This is a genomic window from Cyanobium sp. Candia 9D4, assembly GCF_024346155.1.
Classification (GTDB): domain Bacteria; phylum Cyanobacteriota; class Cyanobacteriia; order PCC-6307; family Cyanobiaceae; genus Cyanobium; species Cyanobium minutissimum.
In genome coordinates, this window is the sequence record NZ_JAGQCK010000009.1 from 17,889 (window position 1) to 35,341 (window position 17,453).

Sequence of the window (17,453 nt, forward strand, 5' to 3'; positions counted from 1 at the left end):
AGGGGGAACGGGAGCGACTTCACGGCCTGGAACAGCCTGGTCGGCCCATTGTGGCCCACGCGGTCGGCTCAGGCCGCCGGCGGCAAACCGACCACCTGGGTATGGGAGCCGCGGGCCTGGGTGACGCCGATGGTGCGGGTGGCCGCGGCGATCATCGGCCGGCGGTGACTGACCACCATGAACTGGGCCTGGTGCGCCTGGGCGGCGATCAGGGCCGCCAGCCGCTCCACGTTCACCCCGTCCAGGAAGCTGTCGACTTCGTCGAGGGCATAGAAGGGCGAGGGACGGAAGCGCTGCAGGGCGAACAGGAAGCTGAGGGCGGTCAGGGATTTCTCACCACCCGACATCGAGGCCAGCCGCCGCACCGCCTTGCCCTTGGGGTGGGCCACCAGGGTCAGGCCACCCTCGAGGGGCTGCTCGGGGTTCTCCAGCTGCAGGTGGCCCTCGCCGTCGGAGAGGCCGGCGAAGATCGTCTGGAAATGGCCGTCGACGGCCCGGAAGGCCTCCATGAAGGCCTCCTGGCGCAGGGTGGCCACGGTCTCGATCCGCAGCAGCAGTTCCTCCCGCTCCTTGCTGAGCACCTCCAGCCGGTCGTCCAGGTCGGCCAGCCGCTGCTCCAGCTGCTCCAGCTCCTCGAGGGCCAGCATGTTGACCGGCTCCAGGGCCTCCATGCGCTGCTGCAGGCTGCGCAGGCTCTGCTGCAGGGCCTCCAGGCCGGCCTCGCGCACCTCCTCGGGCAGTTCCGGGCGGGGGTCGGGCAGCTCCCGTTCCATCTGGGCCAGCCGCAGGCCGTGGCTGCGCTGCTCCTCGGCCAGGGCCAGCCGCTCCTCCTGGCGCCGCTGCAGTTCCCACTGGCGCTGCTGCAGGGCCTGCCGCCGGCCGGCCAGGTGGGCTTCGGCCCCGTCCCGGGCGCGGCGCCGCTCGCCGAAGCGGGTCTGCAGCTCGCTCTGCTGGCGCTCCAGCAGGGTGCGGCGCTCCTGCTCCGCCTGCTGGCGTTCCTTCCAGAGCTGGCGTTCGGCCACCAGGGCCTGGACCGCCTCCACCAGCCGCCGTTCCTCCCCGGCCAGGGCCTCCAGCTGGCTGCCCAGCCGCTCCGCCCCCAGGGCCCGGTCGCGCCGTGCCGCCTCCAGTTCATCCCGCTGGCGACGGGCCTCCACCAGGGCCCGGTCGGCCCGCTCCAGCTCGCCCTGGAGCCCCTGCCAGCGGGCACTGTCGTCGTTGCCGCTGGCGGCGCGCTCGGCCTCCTCCAGCTCCGCCAGGGCCTGGCGCAGGGGGGGCAGGGTCTGGTCGAGCACCTCCATCCGGCCGCGGTCGGCCCGGTGGGCCTCCTGCAGCTGCCGCCGCCGGCCGGCCACCTGGTCGCGGCGCTGCTGCCGCGGGGCCAGGGTGCGCTCGGCGGCGCTGCGTTCGGCCTGGAGGGCGGCCTGGCGCTGCTGCAGCTCCAGCAGGCCCGGCCGAGCCTCCTCCAGGCTCCGGCCCAGCTCGGCTTCACGGCGGCGGCTGGCCAGCAGGCTCTCCCCCAGCTCCAGCAGCCGCTGGCGCAGCGGCTCGGCCTCGTCGCCGTCGCCGCTGCGGCCGAAGCCCAGCTGGCCCGAGCGCTGCTGCAGGCTGCCGCCGGTCATGGCGCCGCTCTTCTCCAGCAGCTCTCCTTCCAGCGTCACGGCCCGGCAGCGGCCCAGTTCCCGGCGGGCGTCGGCGAGGGTGGCGAACACCAGCGTGTCGCCGAAGACGTAGCGGAACACGTCGGTGTAGACGGGCTCGTGGCGGATCAGATCCACCGCCCGCCCCACCAGCCCGCCGGCCCCGCCACCGCCGCCGGCGGTTCCCCGCTGCAGGGCCGCCCCCCCCGAGCCGCCGCCACTGCCCCCCCGGATGCGGTTGAGGGGCAGGAAGGTGAGGCGACCGGCGCGGCGGCTCTTGAGCAGCTCGATCGCCCGGGCGGCGATGCGGTCGTCCTCGACCACCACCTGGGCCAGGCGCCCCCCCGCCGCCACCTCCAGGGCCACCCGCAGCCGCTCCTCCACCTCGCCCAGCTGGGCGACCGAGCCGTGGATCCCCTCCAGCCCCGCCTCCAGCAGCAGGCGCAGGGCGCCGGTGCCGCGGCTCTCCTGCAGGGTCTCGCGGCGGCTGTCGAGGCGGGCGATCTCCCGCTCCAGGCTGGTCTGCTCCTGCTCCAGCCGCGCCCGGGTGCGCTGCTGCAGGGCCAGGGCCTCGGCCAGCTCCCGGGCCTGCCCCTGGCGTTCCTCCAGGGCGGCGCGCAGGGCCTGCTCCTGGCCGCTCAGGGCCTCCAGGGCGGCGGCGGCCTCCGCGTGGGCCGCGTCCTCCTGGAGCTCCTCGCCGCCGAGTTCCTCGAGCCGTTCGCCCGCCTGCCGCAGCCGTTCCTCCAGCTGCTGGCGTTCGGCCAGCAGGGGGGCGAGCCGTTGCTGCAGCTCCTGGCGCCGGCGGCTGCGTTCCTGCTGCTCCTCCAGCCAGCTGCCGGAACGTCCGGCCACCTCCCCGAGGCGGCGCCGGGAGAGCTCCACTGCGGCTTCGGCGTCCCGGCAGAGGGCCTCGGCGCGGTCGATGGCGCCGTCGTCGTCCCCCGCGCCAAGCTCCTGCTGCTGCCGGCGCAGTTCCCCCTGGTTCTGCTGCAGCTGCTGGCGGCGGCGCTGCAGCTCCTCGGCCTGCTGGCCGTGCTGCTCCGCCTGGCGGGCCAGCTCACGGCCGCTGCTCTCGAGGCCGGCCAGTTCGGCCTGCACCGCCAGCAGCTGGTCCTCGCCCAGGGTCTTCACCTCCGCCTGCAGCTGCTCGAGGGCGGCGGCGGCGGCGACCACCTCGGCCTCGCCGGCGGCGATCGCCTGCCGCTCCTCCTCCTGCTGGTGGTCGAGGCGCTCCAGGCGGCCCGCGAGGGCCAGGCCATGGGCGCGGGCCTCCTCCCAGGCCAGCACCTGCTCCTGCAGGCGCCCCTGGTGCAGGCGCTCCCGCAGCTCCTGGTAGGTGCGGGCCTTGGCGCAGTCGCGTTCGAGCTTCTGGCGGGCGGCCAGCAGTTCCTGCTCGACGATGCGGCAGCGCTCCTGCCGTTCGACCACTTCATCGAGCTTGGCCCGGCTCTGCTCGATGCGGGAGTCGAACAGGGCGACGCCGGCCAGCTCGTCGATGATGCCGCGCCGGTCGCGGGCGCTCATCGAGACGATGCGGGTGACGTCGCCCTGCATGACGACGTTGCTGCCCTCCGGGTCGACCCGCAGGCGCCGCAGCTGGGTCTGCAGCTGCTGCAGGTTGCAGGGCACCCCATCGGCGCTGAAGCTGCTGCTGTAGGTGCCGCCGGGGGCCACCCGCAGCCGCCGGGTGACGCTCCATTGCCGCTGGCCCCGCCGCAGCCAGGGGCCCTGCTCGGGGACGTCCAGCCCCTCCTCAGCCGCATCCGGCTGCCAGTCGCCCAGGTCGAAGCGCACGGTGACGCTGGTTTCGGCGGCCTTCCCCTCCCGCAGCACGGCGCTGTTGATCAGATCAGGCAGCCGCTCGGCCCGCATGCCGCGGCTGGTGGCCAGGCCGAGGCAGAAGAGCACCGCATCGAGGATGTTGCTCTTGCCGGACCCGTTCGGCCCCGTCACCACCGTGAACCCCTCCTCCAGCGGGATGGTCATCGACCCGCCGAAGGACTTGAAGTGCGTGAGCTCGACTTGATTGATGTGAACCAATTGGCTCATGCATCAAGCTGCTGCACCCTAGCCGAGGTACTGACGAACTCAAGTCGCCCTCTCTACGGTGAAGCCACAACGGCATCACCACCTGATTCCCCATGGAAACGGACACCTCCCATCCCCCCGCGGAGCCGGCCCGGATGGCGGCTCCTGAGCCCGCTGGGTCCGGTGATGCCCAGCAGGTGCAGAACCAGTTCCGGGAACGCTTCGAGAGCCTGCTGCCCAGCATTCAGAAGGAGTGGCCCGAGGTGGCCCGCCATACCCTGGAGGCCACCCGGGGCAGCTTCGACCACGTGGTGGAGGTGATCAGCCGCCAGAGCGGGGTCACCAGTGCCGGCGTCAAGCAGCAACTGCTGGATCTGGTCAACGTCACCGGCGAGCAGGCGGGCCACGTGGTGGATGCGCTGCGGCCCCTGGAGGAGCAGCTCGAGCACCTGCTTGATGACCTCAACACCACCCTGCGGCCCCGGATCGAGAAGCCGGTGCGGGAGCGGCCCCTGATGGCCCTCGGCATCGCCGCCGGCGTGGGGGTGCTGGTGGGACTGCTGCTCTCCTCGGGTCGGCGTTCGGCATGACCGGTCCGAACTTCAGCCGGGTCACGGCCCTGATCACCTCGGTGATGGACCTGCACGTCCGCATCGCCCTGCAGGAGGCCGATAAGGAAAAGCGGCGCCTGGTGGGCGGCGGGGTGATGCTGGGCCTGGGCCTCACCCTGATGACCCTGGCGCTGGTGGCGGCGGAGCTGGTGCTGCTGCTCTGGATCCGCGAGGCCTTCCGACTCAGCTGGCTGCAGGCCGCGGCGGCCGTGGCCACCATCGACCTGGTGCTGGCCGGAATCAGCCTGCGCATCGGCGGCCAGATGCTCAAGGGCCCCTACCTGCCGGAGACCACCGCCGGGCTGATGCGCACCACCCGGGCGATCACCGGCAAGTTCTGAGGTCTGCCAGGTTCAGAAGCCCATCTCGAGCCGCAGGCTGCGCAGGGTGCCCCGGTCGGCCCGGGCGGTGTCGGACACCTCCAGGGTCCAGGTGCCGCTGGGGTCCTTGCCCTTCAGGGCCGCCAGGGCGGGGGCGTTGACGGCGTCGTAGGTGACCTTGAGGTTGTCGGTGCCGCCTCCGGAGCGGTCGTGCAGCACCACCGGGGTGGCCCCCAGGGCCGCCGGCGGCAGCAGCCGCACCACCAGATCGCCGATGTAGGTGTGGTCGAGATCCACCGCCACCCGGATCGACTGCAGCGGGCCCGGGGCGGCGACCGGCAGGGTGAGGGTGGCGGTCTGGAAGTCGTTGATCGGCACGTCCTGCACCGCCTGGAACACCAGAGCCGCCGCCGGCTGGGGCGGGCGGGCCAGCTCCACCGCCCGGCGGGCACTCACCCGCCCGTAGCCGTAGAAGGGGCTGCGGCCGCTGGCGTCGTAGTTGCCACCCGTGGGGTCGATGCGGACGCAGGCCTGGCGCAGGATGTCCCGCACCTGGTCCCAGCGCAGGGCCGGATTGCGGGCCAGCACCAGGGCCGCCACCCCGGCCACGCCGGGGCAGGCGCTGGAGGTGCCGCCGAAGGAATTGGTGTAGTGGCCCGCCTGGTCGCCCTTCTGGGGGCTGCCCTGGTTGTAGCCCGCCACCCCGGAGCGGTCGGTGGTCCAGATGCCGGGGGTGAGGGAGGGGCGGCCGTCGCTGCTGGGGAAGCTGCACCACACGGCCCGGCCGAAGTCGCTGTAGGCGCTCCGTCTGGACTGGTCGTTGCAGGCCGCCACGGCGATCACCCTGCCGTAGCTGGCATAGCCGTCGTTGTCGACGCTCTCGTTGCCGTTGCCGGCCGCGAACAGGACCACGCAGCCCTTGCCGCCGCGGCCCTGGGTGGTGGCGAAGTCGATCGCCAGCCGGGTGGAATCCGGCAGGGGCACCACCTGGCGGTGGGCCGGGTCGTTGGGGTCCCACCAGGCCCCGTCCGGCGGCCCCCAGCTGCAGGAGATCACATCGGCGCCGTTGCGGGCCGCCCATACAAAGGCGTCGGCCTCCGCCTGGGAGCCCAGGCCGGAGGCCAGCCGGATCGGGATCAGCCGGGCGCCGGGGGCCACCCCCGTGGCGCCGAACTGGCCGTTGGCGCAGGCCACACCGGCACAGGCCGTGCCGTGGTCGTCGCCGCGGCCGGGGCGGGGATCGCCGCTCTGGCGGGTCACATCCCGCGGGGCGACGATCTTGCCGGAGGAGCGGAATTCCTCGTGGTCCAGGTCGAAGCCGTCGTCCACCACCGCGATGATCGCCCCGGTGCCGTCGCTGAGGGACCAGGCCGCCTCCACCTCGGCATGGGCGTCGACGAGCCGGCCGTTGACGGCGGTGGCTTTGAGATGCCACTCGGGCGGGAAGGCCTGGCGGCGCTGGCGGCTGGGGCCCACCAGCTCCGGGTGGCACAGGGCGACGCTCTCCTCCGCCAGCAGGGTCTCGGCGATGTCGAACACCGCCAGCCCGCTGTTGCCTGGAGCCGCCACGAAGTAGGCGTTGCGGGCATAGCTGAGGCCACGCTTGATGGTGAGGCCCAGGCGCTGCAGCAGGCCCTCGCAGGCCTCGGTCTCCGCGTCGTAGTCGAACTTGACGAACAGATTCTCCGTATAGACCACGGGCCTGCCGTTGGCATCGACCAGAACGCGGCCGGCGAAGTCGATGCCGGGCTCTGCCTTGAGCAGGCTGCGGGCGGCATCGCGCAGGGCCCCATCGGCCTGGGGGAGCTTCGTGCCCAGCAGTTCGACCCCCGCCTCACGGAAGCGCGTGACGCTCTCGAACTGGGCGAGAAGACGATGGGCCTCGGCGCTGACCGGTGAGGCTTCGAAGGGTCGCTCCGGCATCACCGCCTGGCGGTCGAGGGTGCGCACCACGAGGTGATTGTCGCTGACATCGAGGCCGTAGGGGGCCGCATCTTTGCCGCCATAGCGAACCTGAACCATCGCGCTGCCATCGCTGCGGCGATCACTCTCCGCGCATCAGCTGGCGGATTCAAGCCGCCGGAACAGGACGTGATCTGCCGTCACAGGCCGGTGGAATCTTCACCCTTCTTCAGAGCTGGGACCCGCTGGCGCTAATGGGCGCCTGGCTAGCGTCCGTTGGTCGCGGTGTGGGAGTCAGGCCATCACCAGCATGGGCCCCGCGACATCCTTCGACGCCTTCCCCCGGCGGATCCTCGTCGGCTCGCCAGAGGCCGTGGTCTTCGAGCAGAAACCGGGCTGGTACGCCCTGCACGGGGAGCCCCTGCCCAGGGCCGAGGGGCTGCTGACGTTTGAGCCCGAAGCCATCGCCGTGCTGCCCGGAGCCCCCGCCGGCCCCCTGGCCGCGGGCCAGTCGCTCAGCCCGGTCTATGCCCAGCCCGGCACAGGGGCCCTGGCCGTTCCCACCGGCCAGCTGTTCATTCGCTTCCGGCCCGGGGAGTCGGCGCAGGCCCACCGCGCCGCCCTGGAGCAGGCGGGCTGCCGCATCGTCGCCGTGCCCGACCATGCCCCCGAGGCCGCCTGGCTGCGGGCCCGCCATGGCGATCTGGCCGAGGCCCTGGGGTGCGTGGCGCGGCTGCGGCAGCTGGAGGGCGTCGCGAGCGTCGAGCCCCAGCTGCTGATGGCGCGGGGCCAGCGGTAGCCCCACGCCCACGCCAGGCCCGCCCGGGCGTCAGAGGCTCACACCCATCGCCGCCAGCGCCGCCTCCTCCACCCACACCGACACCGAGCCCCCCGGGCAATGCCATTCCGCCCAGCCGTCGCCGTTGGTGGTGATCGGCGTCCGGATGTGCCCGGTCAGGTCGCGGAAGGTGGTGTGGCGCTTGCCCACCTCCATCCACTTGTGGCCGGCCGCCCCGTCGCTCATCAGCACCGCCAGGGCCCCGGGGTGGCCGGGGGTGCCCAGGCGCGTCCAGCCGATGGTGTTGACGTGGTCGAGGTAGTCGTACTGGGGGCCATAGGCGCAGTGGCCGCGGGCCAGCAGAAAACGGTCGATCAGGAAGCGGTGGCTGGGCAGCACGATCCGGTACTCCTGGCCGCCTTTCCTGTCGGTGTACTCGGCGCCGTAGTAGTCGGCATGGAAGATGCAGGGATAGCCCTGGTCGCGCAGCAGGATCACGGCGTAGGCGAGGGGTTTGAACCAGGCCTCCACCACCGATTCCAGGGCCTGCAGCGGCTGGGTGTCGTGGTTGTCCACCAGGGTCACCGCCAGCAGCGGCAGCTGCTGCATCAGGGTGCCGTCGAGCAGCCGGCGCATGTCGTAGTTGCCTCCGCTGCGGCTGGCCTGGTGGAAGTTCATGTGCAGCGGCGCATCGAACAGGCTCATGTGGCCGCCGGTGTTGGCCGCGTACCAGTGCAGGCTTTCGATGTTGTACGTCCAGTACTCACCCACCACGAACAGATCACGCTGGGCGTGGGTCTCCAGATCGCTGATCCAGTCGAGGAAGAAATCGCTGGCGATGTGCTTGATCGCATCCAGCCGAAAGCCGTCCGCCCCCACGTGGTCGAGGCTCCAGCGGCCCCAGTGCTTGAGCTCACCGCGCACCTCCGGATGGTTCACGTTGAGGTCGCTGCCCATCAGGTAGTCGTAGTTGCCCTTCTCCAGATCGACGTTGCCCTCCAAGCCGGCCCCCTGGGTGCGCCACACGGCCCGGAACCCCGGATCGAGCGTGTTGTGATCCACCGCGTCGAAGTGGTGCCAGTGCCACTGCATCGACGAATAGCGATCGCCGCGGCCGTCGAAGCGGAAGCGGGTCCAGGCGCTGATCGTGCGTTCCTCCCCCAGGGGCCGGTTGCGGTCGGCGGGGTCGCAGGGCGTGGCCCGGTACTGCTCCTGCTCGTCGGCGTTCATCTTGTGGTTGAACACCACATCGGCATACACCTGCATCCCGGCGGCGTGGCAGGCCTCGATCGCCTCCAGATACTCCTGCTTGGTGCCGTACTTGGTGCGCACCGTGCCCTTCTGGTCGAATTCGCCCAGGTCGAACAGGTCGTAGGTGCCGTAGCCCACGTCCCAGACGCTGCCCCCCTTGCCCGCCGGCGGCAGCCACAGGGCGGTGATGCCCGCCCGGGCCAGGGCCGGCGCCTCCTGGCGCAGCCGCCGCCAGTGGCCGCCGTCGCCGTCGCTGTACCAGTGGAACCACTGCATCAGCGTGCCGTTGAACTCCGTCGGCGCCGCCAGCTTGCGGGCGCAGATCTCCGGTTCGTGGCAGGCCAGCCACTCCCGCATGAGGGCCATCGTGGCCTGGCCGGTGTCGAGGGCCGGATCCCTCTCCACGGCCAGCACGTCCTGCTTGAGCGCTTCAAAAAGTGAGGCCATGGGGGCTGGCGGCGGCGGAGGCAGGACCCACCGCTAGCAGTGCTGGAGGGGAGCTGCTGTGGCGCCCCTCAGCGGATGTCGTAGCGGAGCCAGCGGCAGTCGATGCCGCCGTTGCTCACGGGCACCCGCCGGCTGGCCTTCATCCGCAGGGCCCCCGTAAGGGCGGGATTGCCGCTCAGCAGCCACAGGGTCCAGCCGCTGCAGCGCTCCTTCACCATCCGACCCAGATCGCCGTAGAGCGCCTCCAGGTCGTCGTCCGCACCGAGCCGGTCCCCGTAGGGCGGGTTGCACACCAGCACCCCGGGGGATTCCGGGGGGCGGAAATCGCGGCAGTCCCCCTCCTGCAGCTCGACCCAGTCGGCCACACCGGCCGCCGCCGCGTTGCTGCGGGCCATGGCCAGCACGGCCGGATCCCGCTCCATGCCCATCACGGCCGCCAGGGGCGCCCCATCGGGGAGGCTGGTGCGGGCCAGGTCCTGGGCGGCCTGCCGTTCCCGCTGCCAGAGGGCGGCATCGAAATCGGGCCAGCGCTCCAGGCTGAAGCTGCGCTCCAGGCCGGGGGCACGGCCGAGGGCCCCGCAGGCGGCCTCGATCAGCAGGGTGCCGGAGCCGCAGAATGGATCGGCCAGGGGCACGCTCCCGTCCCAGCCGGTGTGGGCGATCAGGCCGGCGGCCAGGTTCTCCTTGAGGGGGGCCAGGCCCATGGCGGCCCGGTAGCCGCGCCGGTGCAGGCTGGCGCCGCCGCCATCGAGGCTCAGCACCGCCTCGGGGCCGCTGCCGCCGGGCCGGCCGGGGCTGAGGTGCAGGTGCAGTACCAGGTCGGGATCGTCCAGGTCCACCGAGGAGCGCGATCCCCACACCTGGCGCTGGCGGTCGACCAGGGCGTTCTTGACCTGCAGGGCGCTGTAGTGGCTGTGGGTGAGGCCGGGCACGCTGCCGCTGGCCTCCACCCGGAAGCTCAGCTGGGGCGGCAGCCAGCGCTCCCAGTCGGCGGCGTGCTGCACGCCGTCGTAGAGCTCCTCGCGGCCGCGGCAGGGGAAGCGGGCCAGCTGGCGCAGGAAGCGGAATGGCAGCCGGGCCTGCAGGTGCAGGCGGTAGAAGGTGGCCGCATCGGCCCGCAGGCCCACAGCGCGCCGCAGGGGGCGCACCTCATGGGCGCCCAGGGCTGTCAGTTCCGCCGCCGCCGGCTCCTCCAGCCCCGGGGGCACCACGGCAATGACGTCGAAGCGGGAGGGGCTGGCCATCGCCCCATGCTGCTGGCTGGCGGTCCCCCTGTACGGGGATGCCCACCGCCTGTGGCCGCGGCTGCGCCGGCAGGGAGGTGGCAGGATGGGAAGGCTCGTCTTCGGACGAACTAGGTGGTCCACACCAGTGTCTCGGACAGCGGTTCGATTCCGCTCAGCTCCATTCCCCCGACCCACCGCCCCGCCGGCGGTGCGTCATCCCGGGGCTGCAATGGTTTCGACGGGGCATGAGGAGGGTGACTGAAGCCTGCTCGGTCAGAGCGAACCCGTAACAGCGAACAACATCGTTCGTTTCTCCCGTCAAGCCGCCCCCGTGGCTGCCTGACACTCTTAACGGAGACGGGGTGAGGTCAGCCTTGTCACCCAAATGACCCATGGGGCCTGGAAGGGCCCTTCCGATCATCCGGAGGATCCTCCCGGCGGCTCGGTCCTGGCGCGCTCCACGATCAGGCGGGGGAACGGCAGGCTGATGCCCAGCTCCCGGAACCGCTCGATGGCCGCCGCCATCACGGCGCTGCAGATCATCCGGTTGGCGAAGGGGCTGTGGATCCAGAACTTCAGCACGTAATCGCCGCCGCGGTCCCCCACCCCCTGTACGTAGGCCTTCGGGGGCGGATGGCTCTCCACGCCAGGCACCCCGGCGGCGATCTCCTCCAGCAGGGCCAGGATCGTGGTGGCGGGCTGGCCGGCATCGACGCAGATGGCGATCTGGGTGAGGAAGCGGGTGCGGCCGACGCTGAACTCCACCGTGCTGGAGTTGAAGAAGGTCTGGTTGGGAATCACCAGCTCGGCGTTGTCACGGTCGCGCCAGAGCCGCGTGGCCCGCAGGCCAAGACGGCGCACCTCGCAGAACTCGCCATCGAGGGCGATGATGTCGCCCGGCCGCAGGGAGCCTTCGAACAGCAGCCACAGGCCGCTGACGAAGTTGCCGAACACCTCCTTGACGCCGAAGCCGAGGCCCACCGACAGCCCCCCGGCGATGGCCAGCAGGGCGGTGCTGTTGAAGCCGATCGTTTCCAGCAGGGCCACGGTTCCGAGGCTGATCACCGCATAGCGCACCATCAGGCCGATGGCGCGCGCACTGACCCGCTCCAGGGCAAAGCACCGCTTCAGCAGCCAGGCCACCCCCAGCGACGGCGGCCCTGAGGCGACCAGCAGCAGGTAGAGCACCACCACCAGCCGCGTCACGTCGCCCACATTCACGTTCGCGCCCATCCAGCGGCCCAGGGGGATCAGGGCCAGTTCGGCGCGGGTGTCCAGCTCTTCGATCAGCGCCCACAGCAGTCCGCCGAACAGGAACGGACGGATCAGCAGATGGCGCAGCGGCTGGATCTGATCCTCGGGAAGCCAGCGCTCGGCCCGACGCAGCACCAGCTCCGACACCTGCAGGCCGGCCACGACGGCGATCAGCAGGATGGCCAGGGCCGTCGGCTGGCGCGCGATGGCCAGCAGCCCCCAGCCGAGGGCGGCCAGCGCGGCGGTGGCGCCGAGTTCGAAGGCCCCTGGCCGGCCGGTCGGCCCGAAACGGTGACCCGCCAGGCGACCCCCGGCCACGGCCAGGGCCACCAGGGCGAGCTGGAGCAGGACCTGGGGCCGGCCCAGCATCGGCAGCCAGCCGACCATCTGGCCGAGCAGGTCGTTCATGGCCGGGGATCCAGGGCCTGGACCACGGCCCCGGTGGCTTCCGTTGCCGTGATCTCGCCGAAGGCCACCGCCGTCACGAGGCGACTGAGGGCACGGTCGCGCGGATCGCCGGCGGGCAGCAGCCGGGAGATGGCGTCACTGGCGTCCGCCTGCCGCACCGACCGCTGCATCGCCTTGAGCACCGGGGTGTGCAGCGCCGAGGGTGGGACGAAGCGATTGGTGGGCAGCATGTCCTGGTTGTCGCTGGTCAGGGTGCTCTGAATCCAGGGGTTCAGCGCAAACACGGCCAGGGCCTCCGCCACGTTCCGCTGCCGGGCCGTGGAGTCCCTGCCGAAGGCCAGCACCCGCAGCCGCGTGATCGGTGTGGGCGGCCCGTAGGGTCCGGCGGGCAGGTCGCTCACACCGAGCGCGTTCCCCAGGCTGCCGCGCAGCCGGCTGAGGCTGCCGCTGTTGCAGGGGATCCAGTCCAGGCGCCGCTCCAGCAGACCCTGCACCAGCGCCTCCTGGTCGGGCTCGATGAAGACCTTCTGGTTGAAGTTGGCGGCCGAGAGCCAGGCCAGCCACCGCTGCAGCCCCTCCCGTTCACCGGCCGCCAGGGGGCGCCCGGCGGCGGCCGCGATGATCGCCCGATCCGCCCCCAGGGGACCCGTGCTCCAGAAGAGGCTGCGCGATTCCACCGCCAGCCCCACCCGCACCCCCCCGCGGGCCTCCCTGAGCAGGGCGTCGGTGCTGGCGGGGCTGGAGGCCAGCCGGGTGCGGTTGAAGCAGGCGAGCTGCGGTCGCCTCAGAATCGGCAGCCCCGCCAGACCCCGGGGCGGGATCGCCAGCCGCTGCAGGGAATCGGTGTCCACCTGGCGGCGTGCGGCCTGGGGCAGCTCCAGGCCCCGCGCCAGATCGGCCTCCACCAGGGCGTGGGCGGTGGAGCCCGCCACCAGCATCAGATCGGGGCCGAGACCGGCGGCCTGCCGGCGACGCACCTCCTCGAGGAAGGCGCTCTCCCGCAGGAGGTTGGTCTCGATCGCCACGCGGGGGTGCAGCTGGCGGAAAGCCGCCACGATCGCCTGGGCCTGCAGGACCTCCTCCTGAAGGATCGCCTTGGTCAACGGCTGGTCGCCTTCGACGCTGATGGCGAGATAGGCCGTTCCCCTCAGCTCCTCCGGAGCGGGGCCGCAGCCCGAAAGCAGGCTGAGCGGCAGCACCAGCCACAGGAGCCGGCGGGCGCCGTTCATGGCCGGCCGGGCTGCGTTCATGGCCTGCAGGGGCCGTGGCCCGGGGGACGCCGGCGCCGATCAGCTGTGCCGGTCATGGACCCGGGGCCCAAAGGATGACTCTAGGAGCCGCCCTCCAACCCACCCGTGCAGGTACGGGTGTGGGGCGTCGACCTTGCTAGGACGAGGGTCTCCTGTGCATGGCCGGCGATGAAACGCTTCCAGCTCCCCATCCTTCCGGCCCTTGCAGCGGTGGCCATCGGCCTGGCCCTCCCCGGCATCAGCCTGGCCCGGCCCAACCCCGGCGGGCTCGGCGGGCCGGCCTCCGGCGCGGGGGTGGCCCCCGGCGCCGGCTTCGGAGCGGCCGGTGCCGGCCTGGACCGGGAACCGGGTGTGGGGGCCGGGGGCGTGGGCGGGCCGGCCTCCGGCGCCGGGGTGTTGCCCGGGGCCGGATTCGGTGAGGCCGGGGCGGGCCTGGAGCGGGGGCCGGAGGGCAATCCCGGTGGTCTCGGCGGGCCCGCTTCCGGGGCCGGGGTTCGCCCCGGGCTCGGCTACGGGGCGCCCGGCGCCGGCATGTACCGGCGCTGACGGGGCGGGCGGGTCAGGCCGGGAGGCCTCAGTCGTCCAGCTCGATCTCCTTCGCGAAACGGGTGCCGCCACGCTGGGAGTGCTCCACTTTCACCTTCATCCCCGGTTTGAGATCGGCGAAGCTCTTCAGGCCATCGTCGTAGTCCGTGGACGCATTGGTGAGCAGCGTCTGGCCCCCGACGACAAAGGAGCGTCGGCCGGCATCGACCGACTGGATCTTGCCTTTGAGGGAATCGGAGGAATCGGCCAGTACAGGCGTGGCGACCGTGCCGAGCAGGAGGCTGGCGGCGAGGGTGTGATGGAGCAGGCTCATGGCTGCTTGTCGTCAAGCGACGGGGACCACCGGATCGTATGGATTTCGACGCTGTGGCCGCAGCGGGCATCCATGACCGGATGTGACTCGCGCCCGCTGCCGTCATGTCTTGACATGCCTGAGCCGCCGGAGGGCGGCGTTGAGGCATCAGGACTCGTCCGCCTTGATCAGGAGTCTGAGAAATGTCTTGGAGATGTCGAAACCCTCTTCAAACCTGAGGCCCGAATAGTGGGCACCCCTGAGCTGGTTCATCCAGATCAGCTCGCCCCTGGCCTCAATGACTTCACCATCGCTGGGATCGTGGAAGCGAATCTGGGCAGGGGTTCCCATGGGAACCTGCTGAAAGCTGCGGATGCAGGCGCCGGAACGGCTCACATCCCAGAGATGGCCGGAATAACAATGATCCTGAAAAAACACCTCGACTTTAATGAGGATCTGAAAAAAGGGCGCTGAAAATTTGGGTTCTCGAACGGGAAGTCGTGACTCCTTCATGTCCCTGGGGAGAGGAGATTGGCTCCAGACGGGTTTCAGTGTTCTGCAGAAGTGGTTTACAGACTCTACCAAAATCATTCCTCCCGTCTACCTGTGATCTCCCCCTTCACAGTGACAGTGGACAGGTGGTTTTCCGGGTGCTCTGCAGCACCCTCACCACCCTCAGGGGTTACCCGTTCCCGGTGCCTGGCGGAAGCCGCTCCAGCGCTTCAGTTCCTCCAGCGTCTGCACCCCCTCCACCCGGTTGCTCCCCAGGACCCAGGTGGGGTAGGCCTTGATGCCGGCCGCCTGGCAGCGTTCCCGGCCTTCGCTGGTCTTGTCGCACTCCACGTAGGGCAGCCGGTCCCCCGCCTGCTGGCCGAAGAGGCTCTTCTGGCGGAAGCAGGCCGGGCACCACCAGGCGCCGTAGAACACGGCCCCGATCCGCCGCAGGTGCTCGGTCAGCTCCAGCTGATCGCCGCTGGAGGGGGCCAGGGCCTCGCCGAGGGTGGGGGTGGTGGAGGCGCCGGCCTGGCCGCCGTGGGCCGGGGTGCTGAAACTCAGCAGCCCTCCTGCCAGGGCGGACAGTCCACCCAGCAGCAACAGGGTCGGGGCCGAAGACCGCCGGGGCGATCGGGGGGGACAAGGGGTGCGCATCGAGCGGCCGAAGGGGCCGGAAATCTAGGCCGCCCCTCCGCTGCCGCCCCCCTGTGCCGTACGGGCTTCCGCCCTGCCCGGGCCTGTGAATTCAGCGACGGGACTGGGACAATTCCCAGGTTCGACGGTGACCGGGCGCCCTGGCGAAATGAGCGAGACGAGATGAGCGTGAACGGTTACCGCGATTACTTCAAGGTTCTGGGGGTGGAACGGGGCACCGATGCCGACGGCATCAAACGGGCCTTCCGCAAGCTGGCCCGCCAGTACCACCCGGATGTGAATCCCGGCGACGCCTCCGCCGAGGCCCGCTTCAAGGAGATCAGCGAAGCCTATGAAGTGCTCTCCGATCCCGAGAAGCGCCGTCGCTATGAGCAGTTCGGCCAGTACTGGAACCAGATGGGCGGCGGTGGCGGCGGCGCCCCCGGCGTCGATGTCGACTTCGGCCGTTACGGCAACTTCGACGACTTCATCAATGATCTGCTGGGACGCTTCGGAGGCGGTGCCGCGGGCGGAGCGCCCGGCGGTTTCGGTTTCGGCAGCGGCTTCCCCGGTGGCTTCGGCTCCGGTTTCGGTGCTGCCGGCGCCGAACGCGCCACCCAGGTGCAGCTCGACGCCGAGGCCACCATCAGCCTGCCGGTGGCCGATGCCTTCCGCGGCTGCGAGCGCACCCTCGCCGTCAACGAGGAACGGGTGCAGGTGCGCATTCCCTCCGGTGTCAAGGATGGCAGCCGCCTGCGGCTGAAGGGCAAGGGCAACCTGCAGCCCGGCACGGGGCGCCGCGGGGACCTCTACCTCACCCTCAAGCTCCAGCCCCACCCCGTCTGGCGTCTCGACGGCGACCAGCTGCGGGCCGAGCTTCCCCTCAGCCTCGACGAACTGGCCCTGGGGGGTGAGGTGCGCGTGGCCACCCCCGATGGCGAAGCCACCATCCAGGTCCCCCCGGGCATGACCCTCGGCCGCAGCCTGCGGCTCAAGGGCAAGGGCTGGCCGGTGAGGGACGGCCGGGGGGATCTGCTGTTCACCCCGACCCTGAAGCTGCCCGACAGCCTCAGCCCCCGGGAGCGGGACCTGCTCGAGCAGCTGCGCCAGGCCCGCAGCGTCGACCCCCGCAAGGACTGGATCAGCGCCGCGGCCCTCTAGGAGCCAGCCGCTCCCGCTGGTGATCCCCCAGAGTGAACCCAGCGGCGGCTTACGGGGCCATGGGTCAACGGCGTCGGTGGTGGCTGGGGCTGGTCGTGCTCCTGATCGGTGTTCTGGTGGCCGTCCGGACGCTGGCACCCGACCGCGGACCGATGCCGCGGGAGCTGGTCCAGGAGGAGACGATCCGGGTGGACCCCCGCACCGAGCTGGCCCGGGGCAGCGGGTATGCCGTGACGCTCGGTTCCTACATCGAAAATCTCCACAGCCTGTCGTTGCGGCAGCGCATGTTCAACGCCGAGGGCTTCTACTGGCTGGAGTGGCCGAAGGAGGTTCAGGAGCTGCTGGAGAAGCAGGGCATCACGGCGCTGCAGTTGGTGGAGCTCACGAACCAGGTCAATTCCTCTTCGGCCCAGATTCAGGCGGATACCCCGACGCCGGTGGCCCGACCGGGCGATCGCTTCTATCAGCTTTTTCGCTATTCCGCCAGCTTCTATATTCCGGTTGTCGATCTGAAGAGATCGCCGTTTGAGCGATTGATTCTGCCGATCCTCTTTGAGGTGGTTCCTGATGCGTTCGCCCGCCAGAATAAGAACGTCGTTCTTGTTCATGATGGTGATTCGAGGAGCAGTCAGATTGGGGCCTATGCAACAATCAATGGTTATGATATTGAGGATGTGAGATTTGTCTCCTCCAGCCATTCCTATGGAACCGACTGGGGGATGGGTCAGGGGGATCTCGACTACTCCAGATTGGCTGCGGAAGTGGTGATGCGGAGTGATCTGTTCTCCAGCTTCGTGACCTGGATCCTTCCGTTGCTGATCGTGATGCTGATTGTCCTTCTGGCGCCCTCACTGGTGGGGGAGCTGGGGGATGTCAGGCTGGCCATCCCCTCCACGGCTCTGCTGACGCTGATCTTTCTCCAGCAGTCCTACAAGGCTGAGTTGCCGTCGTTGAGCTACCTCACGTTCCTGGACTGTCTCTATGCCTATTCCTACATCGTCTCCCTGGTGCTGTTTGTGCTGTTTCTCTGGGGTACGAACGTCTACTCAGAAGCCAGTGAGCAGAAGCGTACCGGTGCTTTGCGCAGGATCAACCGCATGGATCGGGTCTTCCAGTTGACGGCCTGTGCCGGCTTTGTCCTGATCGCCATCTGGGCGTGGCTTGCCTGAAGGCAGCGGTGCCGTTCCGGGCGGTGGCGCTATCTCCGGAAG

15 protein-coding genes are annotated in these 17,453 nt (G+C 70.7%); 6 read left to right on the forward strand and 9 right to left on the reverse strand.

All coding sequences use genetic code 11. From position 1 onward, the window contains the following. Positions 1–68 precede the first annotated feature (68 nt). Positions 69–3,680, reverse strand: a complete 3,612-nt coding sequence (gene smc, locus KBZ08_RS14230; RefSeq protein ID WP_254973870.1) for a chromosome segregation protein SMC — start codon at positions 3,678–3,680, stop codon at positions 69–71. Between the two features lie 101 nt (positions 3,681–3,781). Between smc and KBZ08_RS14235 the strand changes: the two genes are divergently transcribed. Further along, positions 3,782–4,258: a glycine zipper domain-containing protein gene (locus KBZ08_RS14235; RefSeq protein ID WP_219904476.1), complete on the forward strand. Its 477-nt coding sequence runs from the start codon at positions 3,782–3,784 to the stop codon at positions 4,256–4,258. Then, entirely contained in the window at positions 4,255–4,620 is a 366-nt protein-coding gene (locus tag KBZ08_RS14240) for a phage holin family protein (RefSeq protein WP_106222751.1), read from the forward strand. Before KBZ08_RS14235 ends, KBZ08_RS14240 begins: the two co-directional genes overlap by 4 nt. 12 nt (positions 4,621–4,632) lie before the next feature. Here KBZ08_RS14240 and KBZ08_RS14245 read toward each other — a convergent pair whose 3' ends face one another. Beyond that, entirely contained in the window at positions 4,633–6,621 is a 1,989-nt protein-coding gene (locus tag KBZ08_RS14245; protein ID WP_254973819.1) for a S8 family serine peptidase, read from the reverse strand. Positions 6,622–6,811: 190 nt separating this feature from the next. On the opposite strand from KBZ08_RS14245, the gene KBZ08_RS14250 reads away from it, so the two are divergent. Further along, the gene (locus KBZ08_RS14250) at positions 6,812–7,300 is read left to right on the forward strand and encodes a hypothetical protein (protein WP_254973821.1); all 489 of its coding nucleotides are present in this window, start codon (positions 6,812–6,814) and stop codon (positions 7,298–7,300) included. A gap of 30 nt (positions 7,301–7,330) precedes the next feature. Here the strand turns inward: KBZ08_RS14250 and KBZ08_RS14255 are convergent, their stop codons facing one another. The 4 genes from KBZ08_RS14255 to KBZ08_RS14275 form a co-directional block, all read right to left on the reverse strand. Continuing rightward, on the reverse strand, positions 7,331–8,977 hold the full coding sequence (locus KBZ08_RS14255) for an alpha-amylase (RefSeq protein WP_254973822.1): 1,647 nt from the start codon (positions 8,975–8,977) through the stop codon (positions 7,331–7,333). A 68-nt stretch (positions 8,978–9,045) separates the two neighbouring features. Next, positions 9,046–10,221 (reverse strand): class I SAM-dependent RNA methyltransferase, encoded by a 1,176-nt coding sequence (locus KBZ08_RS14260; RefSeq protein ID WP_254973824.1) that lies wholly within the window; start codon positions 10,219–10,221, stop codon positions 9,046–9,048. A gap of 399 nt (positions 10,222–10,620) precedes the next feature. Next, positions 10,621–11,865 carry a mechanosensitive ion channel family protein gene (locus KBZ08_RS14270; protein ID WP_254973826.1) on the reverse strand — a complete coding sequence of 415 codons (1,245 nt, stop codon included), beginning with the start codon at positions 11,863–11,865 and terminating at the stop codon, positions 10,621–10,623. Then, positions 11,862–13,115 (reverse strand): hypothetical protein, encoded by a 1,254-nt coding sequence (locus KBZ08_RS14275; protein ID WP_254973828.1) that lies wholly within the window; start codon positions 13,113–13,115, stop codon positions 11,862–11,864. Before KBZ08_RS14275 ends, KBZ08_RS14270 begins: the two co-directional genes overlap by 4 nt. Before the next feature lie 168 nt (positions 13,116–13,283). Between KBZ08_RS14275 and KBZ08_RS14280 the strand changes: the two genes are divergently transcribed. Then, positions 13,284–13,661, forward strand: a complete 378-nt coding sequence (locus KBZ08_RS14280) for a hypothetical protein (protein ID WP_106222744.1) — start codon at positions 13,284–13,286, stop codon at positions 13,659–13,661. A 28-nt stretch (positions 13,662–13,689) separates the two neighbouring features. Here KBZ08_RS14280 and KBZ08_RS14285 read toward each other — a convergent pair whose 3' ends face one another. The 3 genes from KBZ08_RS14285 to KBZ08_RS14295 all read right to left on the reverse strand — a co-directional run bounded on the left by KBZ08_RS14285 (position 13,690) and on the right by KBZ08_RS14295 (position 15,048). Further along, complete coding sequence (locus KBZ08_RS14285) at positions 13,690–13,974, reverse strand: DUF5666 domain-containing protein (RefSeq protein WP_254973830.1); 285 nt, start codon at positions 13,972–13,974, stop codon at positions 13,690–13,692. 147 nt (positions 13,975–14,121) lie between these two features. Further along, positions 14,122–14,544: a PilZ domain-containing protein gene (locus tag KBZ08_RS16670; RefSeq protein WP_106222742.1), complete on the reverse strand. Its 423-nt coding sequence runs from the start codon at positions 14,542–14,544 to the stop codon at positions 14,122–14,124. Positions 14,545–14,628: 84 nt separating this feature from the next. Then, a complete protein-coding gene (locus KBZ08_RS14295) occupies positions 14,629–15,048 on the reverse strand; it encodes a thioredoxin (protein ID WP_219904473.1) in 420 nt (139 codons plus the stop codon). A gap of 216 nt (positions 15,049–15,264) precedes the next feature. Between KBZ08_RS14295 and KBZ08_RS14300 the strand changes: the two genes are divergently transcribed. Next, positions 15,265–16,242 (forward strand): J domain-containing protein, encoded by a 978-nt coding sequence (locus tag KBZ08_RS14300; RefSeq protein ID WP_254973832.1) that lies wholly within the window; start codon positions 15,265–15,267, stop codon positions 16,240–16,242. A gap of 59 nt (positions 16,243–16,301) precedes the next feature. Next, the gene (locus KBZ08_RS14305) at positions 16,302–17,411 is read left to right on the forward strand and encodes a hypothetical protein (RefSeq protein WP_254973833.1); all 1,110 of its coding nucleotides are present in this window, start codon (positions 16,302–16,304) and stop codon (positions 17,409–17,411) included. The last annotated feature ends 42 nt before the right edge of the window (positions 17,412–17,453 follow it).